The sequence below is a fragment of the Streptomyces sp. NPDC059695 genome, assembly GCF_042733785.1.
Lineage (GTDB): Bacteria > Actinomycetota > Actinomycetes > Streptomycetales > Streptomycetaceae > Streptomyces.
In genome coordinates, this window is sequence record NZ_JBHWFF010000016.1 from 130,807 (window position 1) to 149,835 (window position 19,029).

Annotated in this window: 9 protein-coding genes; 5 read left to right on the plus strand and 4 right to left on the minus strand. The window is 75.0% G+C overall.

What is annotated here, in order from left to right; genetic code table 11:
• Positions 1-103: 103 nt before the first annotated feature.
• From ACFV2S_RS21325 to ACFV2S_RS21335, 3 genes are all read left to right on the plus strand, one after another.
• Complete coding sequence (locus tag ACFV2S_RS21325) at positions 104-5,698, plus strand: amino acid adenylation domain-containing protein (protein ID WP_385561257.1); 5,595 nt, start codon at positions 104-106, stop codon at positions 5,696-5,698.
• Complete coding sequence (locus tag ACFV2S_RS21330; RefSeq protein ID WP_385561260.1) at positions 5,695-8,955, plus strand: amino acid adenylation domain-containing protein; 3,261 nt, start codon at positions 5,695-5,697, stop codon at positions 8,953-8,955. Before ACFV2S_RS21325 ends, ACFV2S_RS21330 begins: the two co-directional genes overlap by 4 nt.
• A 152-nt stretch (positions 8,956-9,107) precedes the next feature.
• On the plus strand, positions 9,108-12,206 hold the full coding sequence (locus ACFV2S_RS21335; RefSeq protein ID WP_385561263.1) for an AMP-binding protein: 3,099 nt from the start codon (positions 9,108-9,110) through the stop codon (positions 12,204-12,206).
• A 24-nt stretch (positions 12,207-12,230) separates the two neighbouring features.
• Here the strand turns inward: ACFV2S_RS21335 and ACFV2S_RS21340 are convergent, their stop codons facing one another.
• Positions 12,231-13,823 carry an alpha/beta fold hydrolase gene (locus ACFV2S_RS21340; RefSeq protein ID WP_385561266.1) on the minus strand — a complete coding sequence of 531 codons (1,593 nt, stop codon included), beginning with the start codon at positions 13,821-13,823 and terminating at the stop codon, positions 12,231-12,233.
• Positions 13,820-15,178 (minus strand): alpha/beta fold hydrolase, encoded by a 1,359-nt coding sequence (locus ACFV2S_RS21345; RefSeq protein WP_385561269.1) that lies wholly within the window; start codon positions 15,176-15,178, stop codon positions 13,820-13,822. Before ACFV2S_RS21345 ends, ACFV2S_RS21340 begins: the two co-directional genes overlap by 4 nt.
• Before the next feature lie 581 nt (positions 15,179-15,759).
• On the opposite strand from ACFV2S_RS21345, the gene htpX reads away from it, so the two are divergent.
• Positions 15,760-16,677 carry a zinc metalloprotease HtpX gene (gene htpX / locus ACFV2S_RS21350; protein ID WP_189805057.1) on the plus strand — a complete coding sequence of 306 codons (918 nt, stop codon included), beginning with the start codon at positions 15,760-15,762 and terminating at the stop codon, positions 16,675-16,677.
• 5 nt (positions 16,678-16,682) lie between these two features.
• Entirely contained in the window at positions 16,683-17,426 is a 744-nt protein-coding gene (locus tag ACFV2S_RS21355; RefSeq protein WP_385561412.1) for a hypothetical protein, read from the plus strand.
• 36 nt (positions 17,427-17,462) lie between these two features.
• Here ACFV2S_RS21355 and ACFV2S_RS21360 read toward each other — a convergent pair whose 3' ends face one another.
• Positions 17,463-17,966, minus strand: coding sequence for a GyrI-like domain-containing protein (locus tag ACFV2S_RS21360; RefSeq protein WP_385561274.1), 504 nt, complete (start codon positions 17,964-17,966; stop codon positions 17,463-17,465).
• 127 nt (positions 17,967-18,093) lie between these two features.
• The gene (locus ACFV2S_RS21365) at positions 18,094-18,939 is read right to left on the minus strand and encodes an SDR family NAD(P)-dependent oxidoreductase (protein ID WP_385561277.1); all 846 of its coding nucleotides are present in this window, start codon (positions 18,937-18,939) and stop codon (positions 18,094-18,096) included.
• Positions 18,940-19,029: the final 90 nt, after the last annotated feature.

Consider the following 19,029-nt stretch of genomic DNA (forward strand, 5'->3'; position numbering starts at 1 on the left):
CCGACGGCCGACCGACCCGCCACCGCGCCCGCGCCCCCTCGATCACCTCGGCGACGAGTCCCTCACCGAAGAGTCCCTCACCGCACGCCCGAACAGGAACCCGATGACGGATACCCAGGACCTGCCCGCCGGCTGGTCCGCAGCCAAGCGCGCCCTGCTCAGCCAGCGGCTGCGCGGCTCCACCGCCCCCGCCCGGGTGGTGGAGCCCCGCCCGGCGGGCACGGCACCGCCCCTCTCCAGCGGTCAGGAACGCCTCTGGTTCATGGACCAGTTCGCTCCCGGCTCCACGGCCTACACCCTCGCACCGGCCCGCCGGCTCCGGGGCCCCTTCGACCGCGCCGCCCTCGACGCCGCGCTGACCGACCTGGTGGCCCGGCACGAGAGCCTGCGGATGACCTTCCGCACCACCGAGGCGGGCACCGCCGAGGTGACGATCGCCGAACCGGCGCCGTTCGCCGCCCAGCACCTGGACGCCGGCGGGGACGCGGACCCGGAGGCGCGGGCCGCCGCCGAACTCGGCGCGCTGATCGCGCGGCCCTTCGACCTCCAGGCCGGCCCGCTGCTGCGCGCCCTGGTCGTCCGCATCGCCGAGGACGACCACGTCCTCGCCCTGGTGATGCACCACATCATCTGCGACGGCTGGTCCATCGACCTCCTCCACCGCGAGATCGACGTCCGCTACGCCCACCACGCCCACGGCGTGCCGGGTGAACTCCCCGCCCTGGAGGTGCAGTTCGGCGACTACGCGGCCTGGCAGCGAGACCGCCTGGAGAACGGGCGGCTCGCCGCCTCGCGCGCCTACTGGCGCGACCGGCTCGACGGCGTCCCCGCCCTGGAGCTGCCCTCCGACCGGCCCCGGCCTCCCCTGCTCACCTTCGACGGGGCCGCGACCGAGTTCCGCTGGGACGCCGGTCTCACCCGCCGGATCGGCGAGGTGGCGCGGGCCCACGGCGCCTCCCCCTACATGGTGCTGATGGCCGCGTACCAGGCGCTGCTCGGCCGGCACAGCGGGCAGCGCGACTTCGCCGTCGGCTCGGCCGTCGCCGGCCGTCTCCACCGTGAACTCGAGAACGTGGTCGGGGCGTTCGTCAACATGCTGCCGATCCGCGCCCTGCTCTCCCCCGGTCTCCCGTTCGGGCAGCTCGTCGACCGGGTCCGCGAGACCACGCTCGACGCGTACGCGCACCAGGAGGTCCCGTTCGAGCAGATGGTCAACGACCTCGCGGTGGAACGCGACGTCAGCCGCGCCGCCGTCTTCCAGACCACCTTCGCCTTCCAGAACTACGGAGACCCCTCCGCCGCCCCCACCGCGGGCCGCCCGGACTCCGAGGGCTTCGGCTACGAGGCCACCACCACCCACGCCGACCTCGCCCTCTACATGCGCGAGGAGCCGGACGGCGGCCTCTACGGTCTGTTCACCTACCGCACCGACCTCTTCGACGCCGCCACCGTCGAGCGGCTCGCCGAGCGCTTCGAGCTGCTGACCGCGGCCGGCGTCGCCGACCCCGCGCTGCCGGTCGACCGGCTCCCGCTCCTCGGCCCGGCCGAGCGGACGGCCGTGCTGGAGACCTGGGCCGTCGGTCCCGCGCTCCCGGACGGCGGTCCCGCCACTCTCACCGAGGCCCTGCACCGGGCGGCCCTCCGTACGCCCGGGGCGACGGCCCTGGTCTTCGAGGACCGGACCCTGACCTACGGGGAGCTGGACCGACGCGCCAACGCCATGGCCCGGCGCCTGAGGGCGCTGGGCGTGGGCGCGGACGACCGGGTGGCCGTCTGCCTGGAGCAGTCCGCCGAGCTCGCGGTCGCCCTGGTCGCCGTCCTCAAGGCCGGCGGCGGCTACCTGCCGCTCGACCCCGAGCAGCCCCCCGCCCGGCTCGCCCACCTCGTGGCCGACTCCGGGGCCGGTGTCCTGATCACCGACACCGTGCTGCGAGCGCGGTTCGGCGACCACCCGGCGGCCGACCTGCTGACCGACGACGGCTCGGACGCGACGCGGTGGGACGAGTCGCCCCTGGAGGAGGTCTCCGGACCGGACCACCTCGCCTACGTGATCTACACCTCGGGCTCCACCGGCACCCCCAAGGGCGTCGCGGTCCAGCACCGCCAGATCCTCAACTACCTGGCCGGCGCGGGCGACCGGCTGCGGATCGAGCCCGGGGCCGCCTTCGGCCTGCTGCAGTCGCTCTCCTTCGACTTCAGCATCACCATGCTGTACCTGGCGCTGACGACCGGCGGCCGTGTGCACCTGCTGCCGCGCCGGATCGCGGGCGTGGAACTGGCCGCGGAGATCGCGCGTGCGGACATCGACTACCTGAAGATGACGCCCTCCCATCTGGCCGCGCTGACCGCCGACGCGCCCCTGGAGCAGCTGCTGCCGCGGCGGGCGCTGGTCCTCGGCGGCGAGGCCAGCAACGGGTCCTGGGCGGCGGGCATCGCCGCGCTGGGCCGGTGCGCGGTGTTCAACCACTACGGGCCGACCGAGGCGACGGTGGGGATCACCGTCCACGAGGTCACCGCCGACGGCCAGGACGCTCCGGGCAGCACCCCCATCGGCAGGCCGCTGGCCGGCGGGCGCTGCTACGTGCTGGACGAGGCCCGCAACCCCGTTCCTCCGGGGGTGGCCGGGGAGTTGTACCTGGGCGGGGACCGACTGGCCCGTTGCTACCTCGGCCGGCCGGACCTGACGGCGGAGCGGTTCCTGCCCGATCCGTACGCCGGTCCGGCGGACCCGGAGCCGTCATCCGGCGCCGGCCCGGACGCCCCGGCGAGCGGCGGACCCCGGATGTACCGCACCGGCGACCTGGCACGCTGGCGGGCCGACGGGACGCTGGAGTACCTCGGCCGCGGCGACGACCAGATCAAGGTGCGCGGCTACCGGGTCGAGCCCGGCGAGATCGAAGCGGCGCTGACGGCCCTGCCCGCCGTCACCCAGGCGGTGGTCGTGGCCCGCGGCGAGGGCGTCAGACAGAACCTCGTCGCCTACCTGGAACGTCCCGCGGGCGGCGACGGGCCGACCGCCGCGGACCTGCGTGCCGCGCTGGGCGAGGTCCTGCCCGACTACATGGTCCCGGCGCGCTACGTGGTGCTGGAGCGGCTGCCGCTGCTCGCCCACGGCAAGGTCGACCGGAAGGCGCTGCCCGAACCCGCGGACGGCCCGTTCGACGGCGGCGACCACGTCGAGCCCGAGGGCGAGACCGAGCGGCTGATCGCCGCCATGTGGGCGGAGCTGCTGGAGCTCCCCCGGGTCGGCGCACTGGACGACTTCTTCGACCTCGGTGGTCACTCCCTGCTCGCCACCCAGGTGGTCGCCCGGATGCGCCGGGCCTTCCCCGACCTGGCCACCCCGGTCGGTGTCATGGACCTCTTCAGGCATCCGACGGTCCGGCGGCTCGCCGCCCTGGTGGCCGCGCCCGAGGGCGACCGCGGCCCGCGCGGCCTGTTGCACCTGCTCACCCCCGAGCGCCGCGAGGTGGCCGCCAGTGTGGTCTGCGCGCCGTACGGCGGGGGCAGCGCCCTGATCTACAAGCCGCTCGCCGACGCCCTGCCGGCGGACTGGGCCCTGCACTCCATCGCCGTCCCCGGCCACGAACTGGGCGAGGAGGCGATGGACATCGACGAGGTCGCCCGGCTCTGCGCCGAGGAGATCGTCGCGAACGTCGCGGGACCGCTGGTGCTCTACGGGCACTGCGGGGTCGGCGTCCGGCTGACCGTGGAGATCGCCCGTCGGGTGGAGGCCGCCGGCCGGGAGATCGACGCCGTCCACCTCGGGGGCATCTTCCCGTTCGCCCGCCCGAAGGGCCGTGGTGCCGCGCTGGCCGCGCGTCTCGCCGAGCTGTCCGCCCGGCTGCGCAGCGACCAGGGGATGATCAACGCCCTCGCGGCGGCGGGCCTGGACGTGGACGAGGTCGACGAGGAGCAGCTGCGGCTGATCGTGCGGAACCGCCGGGTCGGCACCGAGGGCGCCGAGCGGTACTTCGGGGAGCTGTACGAGAGCGAGGGCGGCACCCTCACGGCGCCGGTGATCGCCGTCTGCGGCGACCGCGACCCGGCGACCGAGTTCTACGAGGAGCGGTTCCGCGAGTGGCACCGGATCACCGGGACCGCCGCGGTGGTGGTCCTGGACGAGGCCGGGCACTTCTATCTCAAGTACCGGGCGCAGGAGTTGGCCGACATCCTGACCGGGGTGCACCGCTCGATCGCCGCCGGTGAGGAGGCCCGCCACACACGCACCGCCGATGCCACCTGGTGGCTGGCTGGCGTGTCCCGCGAAGGAGCCGGGACGGTTCCGGTACGCGGGCGGGCACGGGGGTCCGGGGCGCCGGGGTCGGCACGCGAGGGCCGCGGGAGGGGTCCCGTCCGCCCGACCATGGGCCGCTTCCTGACCATCGCCACCGGCCAGCAGCTGTCGATGATCGGCTCGGCCCTCACCGAGTTCGCCCTGCCGATCTGGCTCTACCTGCAGACCGGTTCGCTGTTCCAGCTCGGCCTGCTCGCCGCCTTCGGCCTGGTGCCCAGCGTCGTGGTCGCCCCGCTGGCCGGCGCGATCGTCGACCGCGGCGACCGCCGCCGGGTGATGCTGTGGGGCGACGTCGCGGCCGGCCTGACCCAGGCGGTGCTGCTGGTGCTGTACCTCGGCGGCGCGCTGGAGATCTGGCACACGTACGTGCTGATCTCCGTGCTCTCCGCGGCGCTCGCCTTCCAGCGCGTCGCCTGGGGCTCGGCGGTGCCGCAGCTGGTGCCCAAGCGCTTCCTCGGCCGCGCCAACGGCGTGGTCCAGATGGCCCTCGGCCTGGCCCAGTTCCTCGTCCCGCTGATCGCGGTCGGCATCCTGCACCTGATCGGCCTCGGCGGCATCCTGGTCTTCGACGTCGTCAGCTACGCGGTCGCCACCGGTGTCACCCTGGCGGTGCGCTTCCCGGACGCGATGGCCGCGTCGCGGCGCGAGTCCGTCGGCGCCGAGATCCGGGCGGGCTTCCGACGGGCGCTCGGGAGCCGCCACTTCAGGGCCATGCTGTTCTGGTTCGCCGCCCTGAACGTCTTCCTCTCGCCGCTCTTCCTGCTCGTCACCCCCCTGGTGCTCTCCTTCTCGTCGACGGCGTCGGCCGGCTGGGTCTCCACCGCCGCGGGACTGGGCGCGGTGCTCGGCGGTCTCACCCTGCTGGTCTGGGGCGGCCCTCGGCGGATGCGGCTGCGCGGCGTCCTGATCGCCGCGCTGGGCCTGGCCGCCGCCTGCGTCGTCACCGGTCTGCGGCCCTCGGTGACCGTGGTCGCCGTCGGCGCGTTCGGCATGACCTACGGGCTCGCGCTGCTCAACGGCATCTACGCGACGGTCGTCCAGACCAAGGTGCCGATGCGCTTCCACGGCCGGGTGATCGCGGTGAACACCATGGTCGCCTGGTCCACCCTGCCGATCGGCTTCGCCCTGGTCGCGCCGATGGGCCCCGAGCTGCTCCAGCCCCTGATGGACGAGGGCGGCGCGCTCGCCCCGACCGTCGGCGCGCTGATCGGCACCGGCGACGGGCGCGGCATCGGCCTGCTCTACCTGGTGTTCGGCCTCGCCATGGCCGCGCTCGTCCTGATCAGCTTCTGCATCCCCGTCCTGGCCCGCTTCGACCGCGAGGTCCCGGACGCCGAATCCGACGACCTGATCGGTCTGGAAACCCTGAAGGCCCGCGCGAGAAGCGAGAGACACGCATGACCTCCCCGACCCCGATCGCCCGCCATCCGCTGACCGACGAGCAGCGCCGCCTCTGGTTCCTCCAGCAACTGAACCCGGAGGACGCCGGGTTCAACATGTACCTGAACCGGCGCTGGAGCGGACCGGTCGACCCGCGGGCGCTGGGCGCGGCGCTCACCCGGCTCACCGCCCGGCACGAGGTGCTGCGCACCCGGTTCGCCCTGGACGGCGAACAGCCGGTCCAGCTCGTCGAGCCCGTACGGGACGTCGCCCTCGCCCGGGTCACGCTTCCGGACGCGTCCGAGGAGTCCTTCACCGCGGCCTGCGCCCCCTTCGCCAACGCCCCCTTCGACCTGGGTGAGCGCCCGCCGCTCCGGGCCGTCCTGGTCAGCGCCGGAGAGGACGAGCACGCCCTGGGCGTCGTGGTCCACCACATCGTCTCCGACGGCTGGTCGTTCGGCGTGCTGTGGCGTGAACTGGTCGCGCTGTACCGGGAGGAGACCGGCGAGGGACCGGCCGCCCTGCCGGAACTGAAGCTCCGGTTCGGGGACTTCGCGCGCGCCGAGCGGTCCAGGCTGGACGGCGGGGCGGCGGAGGAGGCGTTCCGGTACTGGAGCGAGCGGCTGGCCGGCGTCGGCACCCTTCGGATGCCGCTGGACCACCCGCGGCCCGCCGAGCCCGCCCACCCGGCCGGGTTCGCCGACCTCCCCCTCGGACCCGGTCTGGTCGCCGGGATCGACGCGCTCGCGCGTGAGCAGCGCTGCACGCCGTTCATGGTGCTGCTCACCGCCTACCAGTGCGTGCTGGCCCGCTGGAGCGGCAGCCACGACTTCGCCGTCGGCACCCCGCTGGCCGGCCGGAACGAGACCTCCCACGAGGACCTGCTCGGCTACTTCTCGCGCACCGGGGTGATCCGCGCGGACCTCACCGGCGAGCCCGGCTTCCGCACCGTGCTGCGCCGGGTGCGCTCCGCCACGATGGCCGCGCTGACCCATCAGGACGTCCCGGTCGAGCGGCTGGCCGCCGCACTGGACCTGCCCGCGCAACCCGGCGCCGGTCCCCTCTACCAGGCGGTGTTCGTCCACCAGAGCCAGTACCAGCTGGCCGGTGGCGACGAGCACGCCGCGCTGCCCGCGGGCGTCCGGACGGCGAGCATGGACTCCGGTTTCGACCGGGCCAAGACCGACCTGCTGCTGGACAGCTGGCGCACCCCCGACGGCGGGATGACGCTGTCGTTCTGCTTCGACCGGGAGCTCTTCGAGCGGGCCACCGTCGAGGGCCTGGCGCGCCGGGTCCGCGACCTGCTCGCCCGGGCCGTCGCGGACGTCGAGGTCCCGCTGCACGGGGACTGGCTGCTGTCCGCCGAGGAGCGCGCCGGGCTGCTGGCCCTCGGCGCCGGGCCCGCCGTCTCCGAGGACGCCCCTCACGTCCTGCGCGGTTTCGCCGAGCAGGTCGCCGCGCGCCCCGACGCCCCCGCTCTCGAGTGCGCGGGCCACGTCCGTACGTATGCCGAACTCGACCGCGCCTCGGACGCGTTGGCCGGCCGGCTCGGTCCCGTGGCCGGGCGTGCGGTGGGCGTCCGGATCGAGCCCTCCTTCGCGCTGGTCACCGCTCTGCTCGCGATCTGGAAGGCGGGCGCGGGGTACCTGCCCCTGGACCCCGCGCATCCCGCGGAGCGCCAGCGCCTGATGCTCGGCGAGGCGGACGCCGTCCTGCTGCTCACCGGAGGGGAGCTCCCGGAGCTGGGGGTTCCGGTGCTGGCCGTCGGCGATCCGGGCACCGGGGGCGGGCGTACGCGTACGGGCGGGCCCGGCGCCACGGGCAGCGCTCCCGAGGGCGAGGCCCCCGCCGCGGCCGCGCTTCCCGGGACCGACCCGGAGGGTCTCGCGTACGTCCTCTACACCTCGGGCTCCACCGGCGCCCCCAAAGGCGTCGCCGTCGAGCACGCCGCTCTCGCCGAGCGCGTCCGCTGGATGGCCGGGCCCGAGGGCTACGGCCTCGGGCCCGGCGACCGGATCGTGCAGTTCGCCTCGATCGGTTTCGACACCCACGCCGAGGAGATCTGGCCCGCCCTCACCGCGGGTGCCTGTGTCGTCCTGCTGCCCGGCGGCGGCCGGACCCTGCCCGACCTGCTGCGCGGCGAGGCAGGACGGTCCGTCACCGTGCTCGACCTGCCCACCGCCTACTGGGAGGAGCTGGTCTCGCTCGGAGACCTGGCCCCGTGGCCGCCGGCGCTGCGCCTGGTGGTCCTCGGCGGCTCCGAGGCACGCGCGGCCACCGTCGCCCGGTGGCGGGAGCGGCACGGCGACGCCGTCCGGCTGGTCAACACGTACGGCCCGACCGAGGCCACCGTCATCGTCACCGCGGGCGAGCTCGGCGGGGGCCCGGGCGCCGGGGCGCGCCCGCCGCTGGGCCGTCCGCTGCCGGGGGTGCGCCTCTACGTCGTGGACGAGCGCGGCGGCCTGCTGCCCGCCGGGTCCGAGGGCGAGCTGTACGTCGGCGGCAGGGGCCTCGCGCGCGGCTACACGGCCCGGCCCGAACTGACCGCGGAGGCGTTCCTGCCGGACCCGTTCACCGGCGCCCCGGACGACCGGATGTACCGCACCGGCGACCGCGTCCGGTGGCGCCGCGACGGGCAGCTGGAGTTCCTGGGCCGCGCCGACGACCAGGTGAAGATCCGCGGCTACCGGATCGAGCCCGCCGAGATCGAGGCCGCCCTCACCGCCCACCCGGCCGTCGCCCGTGCGGCGGTGCTGGTCCGCGACGGCCGCCGGCTGATCGCCTACGCCGTCCCGCGACCGGCCGGCGCGCAGGGGGCCGCGGCCGCTCCCGCGGACGCGGCCGCGCTGCGCGAGCACCTGGCGCTGCGGCTCCCGGTCTTCATGGTGCCGGAGGCCGTGGTGCTGCTCGACACCCTCCCGCTCACCGCCCACGGCAAGCTCGACGCCGCGGCCCTGCCCGACCCGGAGCCGGCGGGCGCGTCGTCCGGCCGCCTGGCGCCGCGCACGGAGGCCGAGGCCCTGGTGGTCGACGTCTGGCAGGAGGTGCTCGGGATACCGGAGGTCGGCGTGGGCGACGACTTCCTCGCCCTGGGCGGGGACTCCCTCCTGGTCACCAGGGTCGTCGCGCGCATCCGGGCCGACGTGGGCATCGACCTGTCGATCCGGGACGCCTTCGAGAGCCCCACCCCGGCCGCCCTGGCGGCCCGGATCGAGGCCCTGCTGATCGCCGAGATCGACGCGCTCAGCGAGGAGGAGGCCGCCGGCCGGCTGGGCTGACGCCGTACCCCGCCCCGGCCGTGCCCCGGGGCCGGCGCGGCCGGGCTGCCGCTCCGCCCACCGCGCCCGGTCCCGGGCTCCGCCGCCCCACCCCCGCACGACCCCGACGTCCGTCCCCGCCCCTCACATCGGAGAACGCCATCGCCCTCACCGTGCCGCCCGCAGCGACGACCGTCCCGGAGCTCCTGGACGCGCGGGCCACCGAACACCCGGACCACACCGCGCTGCACGTCGTCGGCGGCGGGAAACTCACCTACCGGCAGTGGCGCGAGGAGGCGCTGCGCGCCGCCGTCGGTCTGGCGGCCGCCGGGGTCGCCCCGCGCGACAGGGTGGTGCTGCGGTTCTCCAACACCCGCTGGGAGCGGTACGCCGTCGGATTCCTCGCCGTCCAGTACGCGGGCGGGGTTCCCGTCCCCGTCCGCGAGGACCTCTCCGAGGGCGACGCCGCCGCCCTGGCCGTGCTCGCCGAGGCCCGCACGGTCCTGGCCGACGGGGGCCTGCCCGGCGTACCGGGACTGAGGGAGCTGCGTCTGGACGCCCTGCTCGCGGCGCACCCCGCGCCGCCGGACGGCCCGCCGCACCGGGTCGCTCCGGCCGATCCCGCCCAGGTGATCGGCACCTCGGGCACCACCGGCGCCCCCAAGGGCGTGGTCGCCGCGCACGGGAACCTGACGGCCGGTCTGGCCGCGCACCCCCGCCGCCGCGCCTACGCGCACTCGCGGCACGCCCTGCACGCCTTTCCCCTCGGGACCAACGCGGGACAGGTGATGCTGCTGAACTCGCTGACCGCCACGCCCACCACCCTGAGCCTGCCGCGCTTCGACGCGGACCGGTTCGGCGCCGCGGTCGAGGAGTTCGGCGTCGGCACGGCCTTCCTGGTGCCCTCGATGGTGATCGAACTCGTGAACGCGGGCACCGCCCGGCGGTACGGCCTCGGGAGTCTGCGCCTGGTCAACTCCTCCGCCGCGGCCCTGCCCGTGCCGGTCGCGGCCGCGCTGGCGGCGGCACTGCCCGGCGCGACGCTCGTCAACACGTACACCTCCGCCGAGGCGTCGCCCGCGCAGATCTCGACCGTGGTCGACGCGCGCCGGCCCGGCTCGGTGGGCCGCCCGGCGAACCCCGGTGACCTCCGGATCCTCGACGCGGACGGGCTGCCGCTGCCCGCCGGGCAGGTCGGCGAGGTGTGGCTGCGCCAGCCGGGACCGCCCCGCGGCTATCTCGGCACCGCCGGATCCGACGCCCAGGTGTTCCGGGACGGCTGGGTACGGATGGGCGACGTCGGACACCTCGACCGGGAGGGGTACCTGTACCTCGTCGACCGGGAGAGCGACGTCATCAAGAGCGGTGCGCTGAAGGTCTCCACGCTGCGGATCGAGGAGGCGCTGCACGAGCATCCCGCGGTCGCGGACGCCGCCGCGCTCGGCCTGCCGCACCCGGTGATGGGCGCCGTCCCCGTCGCGGTCGTGGTGGCCGCGCCCGGCGGTCTGGACCCGGACGAGCTGCGGCTGTTCCTGAGCTCCCGGCTGAGCCGGCCCGAGCTTCCGGTCCGGATCCTGCTCGCGGACGACCTGCCCAGGAATCCGACCGGAAAGGTGGTGAAGCACCGGCTCCGTCCGCTGTTCGACGCCGCCCCGGAGTCCACCGGTCCCGCCCTCGCCCCCGCCACCCCGACGGAACTGCGCCTGGCGGCACTCTGGCGGCGGCTGCTCGGGCGCCCGGTCACCGATGTCGCCGCCGAGTTCTTCGCGCTCGGCGGCGACTCGTTCCGGGCGGTCCAGCTCGCCGGCGGCATCTCCGAGGAGTTCGGGATCCGGGCGGGCACCGGCGTCGTCTTCGAACGGCCCTCGCTGCGCGCCCAGGCGGCCTGGGTGGACCACCCCGACCGGCGGCCCGCCGCGACCGCCGAGGGGTCGGCCGTGGAGGCGGCCGGGGCAGCCGCCGGGGCGGAGCCCCTGACGCCCTACCTGGCGGCGCTCCGCGCGCAGCCGCACGCCGTCGCCCTCACCTCTCAGCAGGAGAACTTCTTCCGCTGGATGGCCGAGGCCCCCGGGCGCGACGCCGGCGCGGTGACGGCACTGTTCCGGGTGGCCGACCGGTTCGAACCCGAGACCATGGCCCGGGCGCTGACCGAGGCGGTGCGACGCCATCCGGCGCTCCGCACCCGCTTCGAGACGGTGGCGGACGGGGTCGTGCGGGCGGTCCTGGACGAGGAGCCCCGGGTGCGGATCACGCTGACCCGGGCCCCGGGCGCCACGGACGCCGAGGTGGACGCCCTGCTGCTGGCCGAACGCGACCGTCTCACCGACCTGGCCCGTGACCCGATGGCGCGCCTGCTGGTGGTGAGCCGCTCGGAGACGGACCACGTGGTGCTGGTCGCGACGCACCACATGGTGTCCGACGGCTGGTCGGTCGGTGTCCTCCTCGCCGACCTCGGCGTCCTCTACTCCGCCCTGCGGCGGGGCCGGCCGGCGCCGCCCGCCCGCCCGGGTCCGGGCTACGGGGAGCTGGTGGACTGGGCGAACGCGCACTGGCCGGCCTCCCGGGCCCACTTCGGGACCGCGCTGGCCGGAGCGCCGGAGGCCGTCGAGCGGTTCACCGGCCGCCGGGAGGTGGACGAAGTCCTCACCCAGGGGCACGAGTTCGAGGTTCCTCCCGTGCTGGCCGGGGCCCTGCGGGCCCGGGCGGCCGAGCTGGGCGCCACCCCCTTCCTGGCCGTGGCGGCGGTCTGGACCGCGCTCCTCGCCGGCCGCAGCGGGCATCCCGACCTGGTGGTGATGACCCCGGTGCCCGGCCGCCCCCGGCCGGACGCCGAACGGACGGTGGGCTGCTTCGTCCAGTCGCTGCTGCTGCGGGTGGACGTGAGCGGGGGCCCCGGCTTCGCCGAGCTGGTGGACCGGCTGCGAGTGGTCTACGGCGAGGCGCTGGACCACCAGCTGTATCCGTTCGCCGAGTTCAGCCCCTCGGTGCCGTTCGCGGCGTGGCTGCGGTACGAGGCGTGGGCCGCGCCCGCGCAGCTGCCCGGCCTGGCCTGTGAGCCATGGGAGCTGCCGCGCGGGAGCACCGTGCCCTGGCCGCTTCCGGGCGGCGACCGGGGCGTGCCCGAGCTGACCGTGGTCGAGCAGCCGGACGGCGGCCTGCGGTGCTGGCTGCAGTACAACGCGCTGGCCTTCGACCTCCCCGTGATCACCGGACTGGCGCGGGAGTTCACCGCCGCGCTGGCCACCGCCTGCGGGGTGGCGTCGGCGGGGTGACCGGACGACGGCTCGTGGGCCGCTTCACGGCGCGATCTCGAAGGCGGGCGGCTGGAGGCCCGCGAGGCAGCGTGTGTCCGGTGCGGTCGGCTCGTCGAAGAACGAGCGGGTGATCGTCTGGGCGCACGCCGAATCGGCGAAGACCACATGGGCGACGTAGGGGACGGTGACGGCGGTGGACCGGCTCAGCGTCCGGGCGACGTAGGCCCCGTTGCTCGGGGCGGTCTGGGCGTCGAAGCCGCCGGAGAGGGCGAGGGTCGGGATGTCGCTGCGCGTCACGTCCCGGATCAGGGCGGGCGCCGGAGGGACGTCCCAGGCGCGGCAGTCGTCGTGGAGCCAGGCGAGCTGCGGGGCGTTGGCCAGCATCGACCGGGGGAACGTCGGGAACGCGCGCCGTCCGCCCCGGATGATGTCGGCCTCGCTCTCGTAGGGGGTCCACTGGCTGCAGAAGATGCCGTAGACGAGCCCGTGGGCGACCCTTCCGACGGCCTGCGGGCTGTACCTGCCGCCAGCGAGCTGCTCCGCGATGCGCTGCGGATCGCCGTGGGCCAGTTCGTCGATGGAGCGCGGCACCCCGGCGGCCACATGGGTGGCCGAGGTCAGCCAGGTGACCAGGTTGCTCCCGTCGAGGACGACCTTCACCGGCTCGGGATGGACCGGGACCGTGACGGTGGTGGTGAGCGGTCGCGCCTCCAGCTGACCGACGAGACGCAGGAAGGTGGCCTTCAGGTGCGGGTAGCGGGTGTTGCAGGCGGGCTGCAGCTCGCAGGCCCTGAACAGGCCGTCGAAGCCCTCTCGTGCGGCCTTCCAGGTCACGGCCCCGCCGGCGAGGGAGGGCGGCAGGACGCCGTCGATGCCGACCGACCGGATGCCGTCGGGGTGCAGGCGCATGTAGTTGAGCGCCAGATGGGTGCCGTAGGAGATGCCGAAGACGTTCCACTTCCTGATGCCCAGCGCGCCGCGCAGGGCGTCGTAGTCGGCCGCGCTCTCGATGTCGTTGTAGGCGCCGGGGTCGGCGCCCCTGGCCACCACGCTGTCGCGGCACTCCCGTGTCGCCCGGACGTGCAGGCGCCCGGTGGACGGTGCGTTGGAGACGAGGCCCAGGGCGCGGGCGTTGAACGCGTCGATGTTCGCGCAGGTGAGTTCCGGGTCGGCCGCGTAGGTTCCGCGCTGGGACATGAAGATCACGTCCCGGTCGCTGTTCAGGCCGCCGGCGACCGCCATCGGGATCTCGGAGACCGCGTCGTCCCCGGGACCGCCGGCGAACCACACGATCGGGTCGGGCGACGGCCGCCCGCTCACCGCGGGGATGATCGCGACGGCCAGGGTGATCTTCCGTCCCCGGTGCCGGGAACGGTTCTCGGGGACGGTCAGCGTGCCGCAGCGGGCGCGCGCCAGATCGGGGATCGGGTCCGCGGTCCTCGGGCAGGGTCCCGGCTCGAAGCGGGCTCCGCCCGCCGTCCCGGCGACCGTGCCGAGCGGTACCCGGGCGCCGGACTCGGCCCGGGCGGGCATCGCGGCCAGGCCGACGACGAGGGCACCGGCCGTGGCTCCGGCGAGGGCGGCCGGGAGTCTGCGCGACGCGCGCCGGCGCCGGGGTGGGCTGAGCGACTTCATCGGGTCTCCGCTTCGGGGGTGAGGGTGAACGGTTTCGGCGTCAGTCCTGCCACGCAACCGGTGTCGGGCGCGGTCGGACGGGTGAGGAAGGAGGCCAGGACGCTCTGCGCGCAGGGCGACTGGGGAACCACGAAGTGGCCGATCCCGGGGATGAGAACGGCGGTCGAGCGGGTCAGCGTGCGGCCGGTGTAGGGTCCCCAGCTCGCCCCCGTCTTCGCGTCGAACGTGCCGGAGACGATCAGCGTCGGCACGGTGCTCGACGTGGTCACGCGCTGGACGGCGGTGCGGTCCGGCACGTCCCAGACGCGGCACAGGTCGTACTCGAAGGGCAGCTGCGGCGCGTGGGCCAGGACCGTGTCCGGCCACCCGGGGAAGGCCCGGCGGCCGGCTTCCAGGACGTCGGTCCTCGTGAAGCCCGGCGCCCATTCGCCGCACGCCACGGAGTGTGTCAGACCGTGGGCGAACTCGCCGACGGCGGGCGTCGCGCCGGCGGCCTGGGCCCGGGCGAAGCGCTCCGGGTTCCCGTGGGCGAGTTCGTCGAGGGCGGCGGGGACGTCGACGGCCGGCATGGCGCCGCCGTCGGCGACCAGCAGGTTGACCAGTGCGCCGCCGTCGAGGACGACCTTCACCGGACGTCCGCCGCCGGGGGGTTGCGCGGTGAGCCTCAGGGGGTGCGCCTCGAGGCGCCGGACCTGCTGGGTCAGGGTGCGCGCGAGGTGCGGGTAGCGGGTCCCGCAGGCGGGCTGGGCCTCGCACGCCGCGAAGATCGCGGTGATCCCCTCCCGCGCGCTGTCCCAGGCCCAGGGAAGGCTCACGATCTGCGGCGGGACGACCGAGTCGATCGCCACCGAGCGGATCCCCTCGGGGTGCCGGCGCAGCGTGGTGAGGGCCAGGTCGGTGCCGTACGAGTAGCCGTAGACGTTCCACTTCCTGATGCCGAGCGCGGTGCGCAGGTCGGCGAAGTCCGCTGCGTTCTCGGTGGTGTTGTACGCGCTCAGCCGGACTCCGGCGGCCGTGAGGCGGTCCCGGCACTCCTTCGCCGCGCGCACCAGGAGGCGCCCGGTGGAGGGCGCGTCGTAGGGGAGACCCACGGCGGCCGCGTTGAACCGGTCGATCTCCGGGCAGGCGAGGTTCGGCTGCGAGTGGAGCCCGCCGCGCTGGGTCATGACGATCAGGTCGCGGTCCCGGTTCACACCGGAGTCGATCAGGAAGGGGATGGCTCCGAGGGCGTCGCCGCCGGGTCCTCCTTCCATGAACACCACCGGGTCCTGGGCGGGCGTGGAGGACGCGGCGGGGATGACGGCGACGGTGAGCCTGATGGTGCGTCCGCCGCGGTGGGACCGGCTCTCGGGCACCTCCAGGAGTCCGCACCGTCCGGGGATCGGGTCGGGGGTGGCCGGGCAGGGACCGGGGACGAAGCGTGCCGGGCCTCCCGGCCGGGGTCCCGTGGGAGAGGGTGCCGTGGCGCCGCTCGGCGCCGGTCCGAGCGCGCCCAGGAGTGCCAGACCGGCCGCGACGACCGCCACCCTGGCGGGCGACCGCCGGGAGCGGCGTGGCGCGGACGGCCGCGGCCCCCGGTTCCGTACGGGCCCGCCGCTCCCACGAGCGGGCGACAGGCAGCCTGTGCCGAGGGCTTGATCCGCCATGTGTTCCTGTCTTTCTGAGGGTCTCGGCCGCGCCGGGACCGACGACGATGCGGCGCGGCTCCGCGCGGCCCCGCACGCGTCGGGTGGCGGCCACCGCCAGGCCAGCGTCGGCGCGGTGCCGGACGTCCACCACCGGAGGGCTCCAGTCGGAGCAGTCCGTCCCCGCCGGGCGGGGCGGGTTTCGCGCATCCGTTCCGGCGCGTGGGGGAGCACACTGGCAGGAGGGGGCGGAAGGCTTGCCCCGACCGGGGCCCGGCCGGTCCCGCCCGCTCGTGGAAGAGGGTGCGCGGATGCCCAGAACTCGCTCCTCGTCCCGCTCGCGCTACGCCCCGGACCGGGGTCTGGCGACGCGCATGGCGACGACGATGTTCCTGATCGGTCTGCTGTACGTGGTCTTCGTCGGCGTTCTGCTGGTCCTGCTGCGCGGATCCTGGCCGATCATCCTGCTGATCACGGGCGCTCTGTTCGTCGGACAGTTCTGGTTCAGCGACCGGATCGCCGCGCTGGGCATGGGTGCACGCGAGGTGACCAGGGAGCAGGCGCCCGAGCTGCACGGAACCGTGGACCGGATCTGTGCGCTGGCCGACATGCCGAAGCCGAAGGTGGCGATCGCCGAGAGCGACGTGCCGAACGCGTTCGCCACCGGCCGCGGCGAGAAGACCGCGCTGGTCTGCGTCACGACGGGCCTGCTGCGGCGCCTGGAGCCCGAGGAGCTGGAGGGCGTCCTCGCGCACGAGATGTCGCACGTGGCGCACCGGGACGTCGCGGTCATGACCATCGCGTCCTTCCTCGGCGTCCTCGCCGGGATGATGACGCGGGTCGCGCTCTACAGCGGTCTCGGCCGCAGCCGGGACAGCACCATGGGCCTGGCCGTGATCCTCGTCCCCGTCGTCAGCGCGGCCGTCTACGTCGTCAGCTTCCTGCTGACCCGCGTGCTCTCACGCTACCGCGAGCTGGCCGCCGACCGCGCCGCCGCGCTCCTGACGGGCCGCCCGTCGGCGCTCGCCTCCGCGCTCACCAAGGTGAGCGGTGAGATGGCCCGCATCCCGACGAAGGACCTGCGCAAGGCGGAGCCGTACAACGCCTTCTGGTTCGCGCCGGCCTTCTCCTCCAAGGAGAGCCTGAGCCGGCTGCTCTCCACCCACCCCACCCTGGAGCAGCGGCTCGAGCAGCTCACGCGGATCTCGGCGCAGCTCGGCGGGGCGTGACGGCGGTGGGGCTCCTCGACAGCATCCTCGGGCGCAGCCGGCCGGTCCGGCCCGATCTGGACCGTCTCTTCGGGCTGCCGGCCGCGGCGCTCACCCTCCAGGCGGGCACGGGCTTCGTTCCGGCAGGTGCCGGGGCGGTGTGCTTCGCCGCGGTGGAGGGCGGTGCCTTCGCCCGTCTGAAGGCAGACGTACGGGATCTCCTCGACGTCGAGGTGGTCGCCGGGAGCGATCGGGGCGGGGGCGACGGCGAGGGCCGGAGCGCCGGAGCGGGGGCGTACCCCGTGACGTACACGTCGGACGCGTACGGCTACACGTGGCTCACCGTACGGCGTCCCGCCGAGGACCTGATCACGCTGGTCAACGACCTGCACGCGGTCAACGCGCTCCTCGAGGAGGCGGGCTTCGGCCCCAATCTGCTCTGCTCCCTGACCGCGTTCCGCGCCCCGGAGGCCGGGGCGCGGACGAACGCGGGGACGGAGGGAGGCCCGGCGGAGGGGGCCTGGGCGGACGAACCGGGCGCCGACGGGCACCGGGCGCGTGACCTCGCGCTCGTGTACCTGTACAAGCGCGGCACCTTCTATCCGTTCGCGCCGCGCACCGATCGCGCCGAGACCCGCGACAACACCCTCGAGGTCCAGGTCAGGGGACTGCTGGCCGGCGACCTCGCGATGGAGCCGGACATGGAGCGGTGGTTCCCGGTCTGGGGGGCTCCGGGGCTCGGCGGGCCGGAGCGGCTGCCGGGGGCCTGAGCGCCGCTCGGCCGCCGTACGGTTCGCGCGGCGGTCTCACTCGGCGATCGGCCAGTTGAGCTCGGTCCGCAGGTCCTGAGGGTCCATGTCCGGCGTCGGCTGCGTCACGTACACCTCCCACCGGTCCTCACCGCCTCGCAGCCCCTGCGCGCGGATCCAGGCCCCGAGCCGCTCCCAGGACTCCCCGAGCCCGTCGAAGCCGCCGTGGTGCGTCACCCGCGCGACCCGCCCGCCGGGCAGCTCGCCGGTGACGACGCCGCCCTCGGCCCGTACCACGCGCCCGGTGACGAACCCGACCTCCAGCTCCCACTTCTCCCCCGGCGCCCCGTGGTGCAGGCCGAACGCGGCGCTCTTCGGCGGGACCCGCTGCTCGCGCAGCACGCGCCCGAGCGCCCCGAAGGCCTCGTCGAAGAAGGTGCGCACCTCCGCCGGGGACACGACGCCGTGCACGACGGCGGTGGTCTCGGGTTCGCGTTCCACGAGACGGGGCTGCCGCTCGGGGTCCGGGGTGCTGCTGTCGTGGTCGCTGTGCGTGCTCATGTCGTTCCGACGCTCCGATTCGCGTTGACGGCGTACTCGGAACGTACCGACCGGACGCGCGCCGGAAAGTCATCGCCGCGCCCGGAGCGGGGAGCCGCGCGGAACGCGCGGGCTCGGAGGGATCCGTTCAGCGGAGCCAGGGACCGGTGAGGGCCCGGACCGCGGAGCCGTCCAGGTCCGCGAGCGTGGTGCCGACGAACGCGCGGGCCCACTCGGAGGTCTGGACGCGGAACGGGGGCTCGTCCCCGGTCAGGGCCTCGATGATCGGAGCCGCGGCCTCGAACGGCGTCTGGGCGTTGCCGAAGGACTGCTGGGTGCGGGCGACGTACGCCTGGAGGGCCGGGGCGTACGGTCCGGCGGCGGCGAGCAGGGCCGGCACGTCCAGGCCGATGTTGGCGACGAACTCGCTGGCCACCGCGCCCGGTTCGACCACGACGACATCGACACCGACGGTGGCGGCGACGGGGTCGAGCGACTGCATGAAGCCCTCGACGGCGAACTTCGCCGCGCAGTAGGCCTCGTTGAAGGGCTGGCCGACCGCGCCGCCCACGCTGGTGACGGTGATCACCCGGCCCCGGGAGGCCCTGAGGTGCGGCAGGGCGGCGCGGGTGGCGGCGACCACGCCGAAGAAGTTGACCTCCATGGCGGCCCGGACGTCGTCGAGGCTCATCCGCTCGATGGTTCCGACCTGCGCGGCGCCGGCGTTGTTGACGAGCGCGTCGAGGCGGCCGTGCTCGGCGATCACCTCGTCGAGGCAGGCGGTGATGCTGCCGGGGTCGACGACGTCGAGGTGCTTCACCTGGATCCGGTCGGTGACCGCGTGCTCCGCCGCCGCCTCGAGCAGGGCGTCGGCCTTTCCGGTGTCGCGCATGGTGGCGACGACCCGCCAGCCCTCCCGGGCGGCGGCGACGGCGGCGGCCAGGCCGATCCCGGAGGACGTGCCGGTGATCAGGACGGTCTTCTCGCTGGTCATCAAGGGGTCTCCTTGCGTGTCGTACGGAGCGCCGGCCCTTAACCGGGGAACTCCCCATTTACCCGGAGGCTAACCGGGGAACTCCCCGGT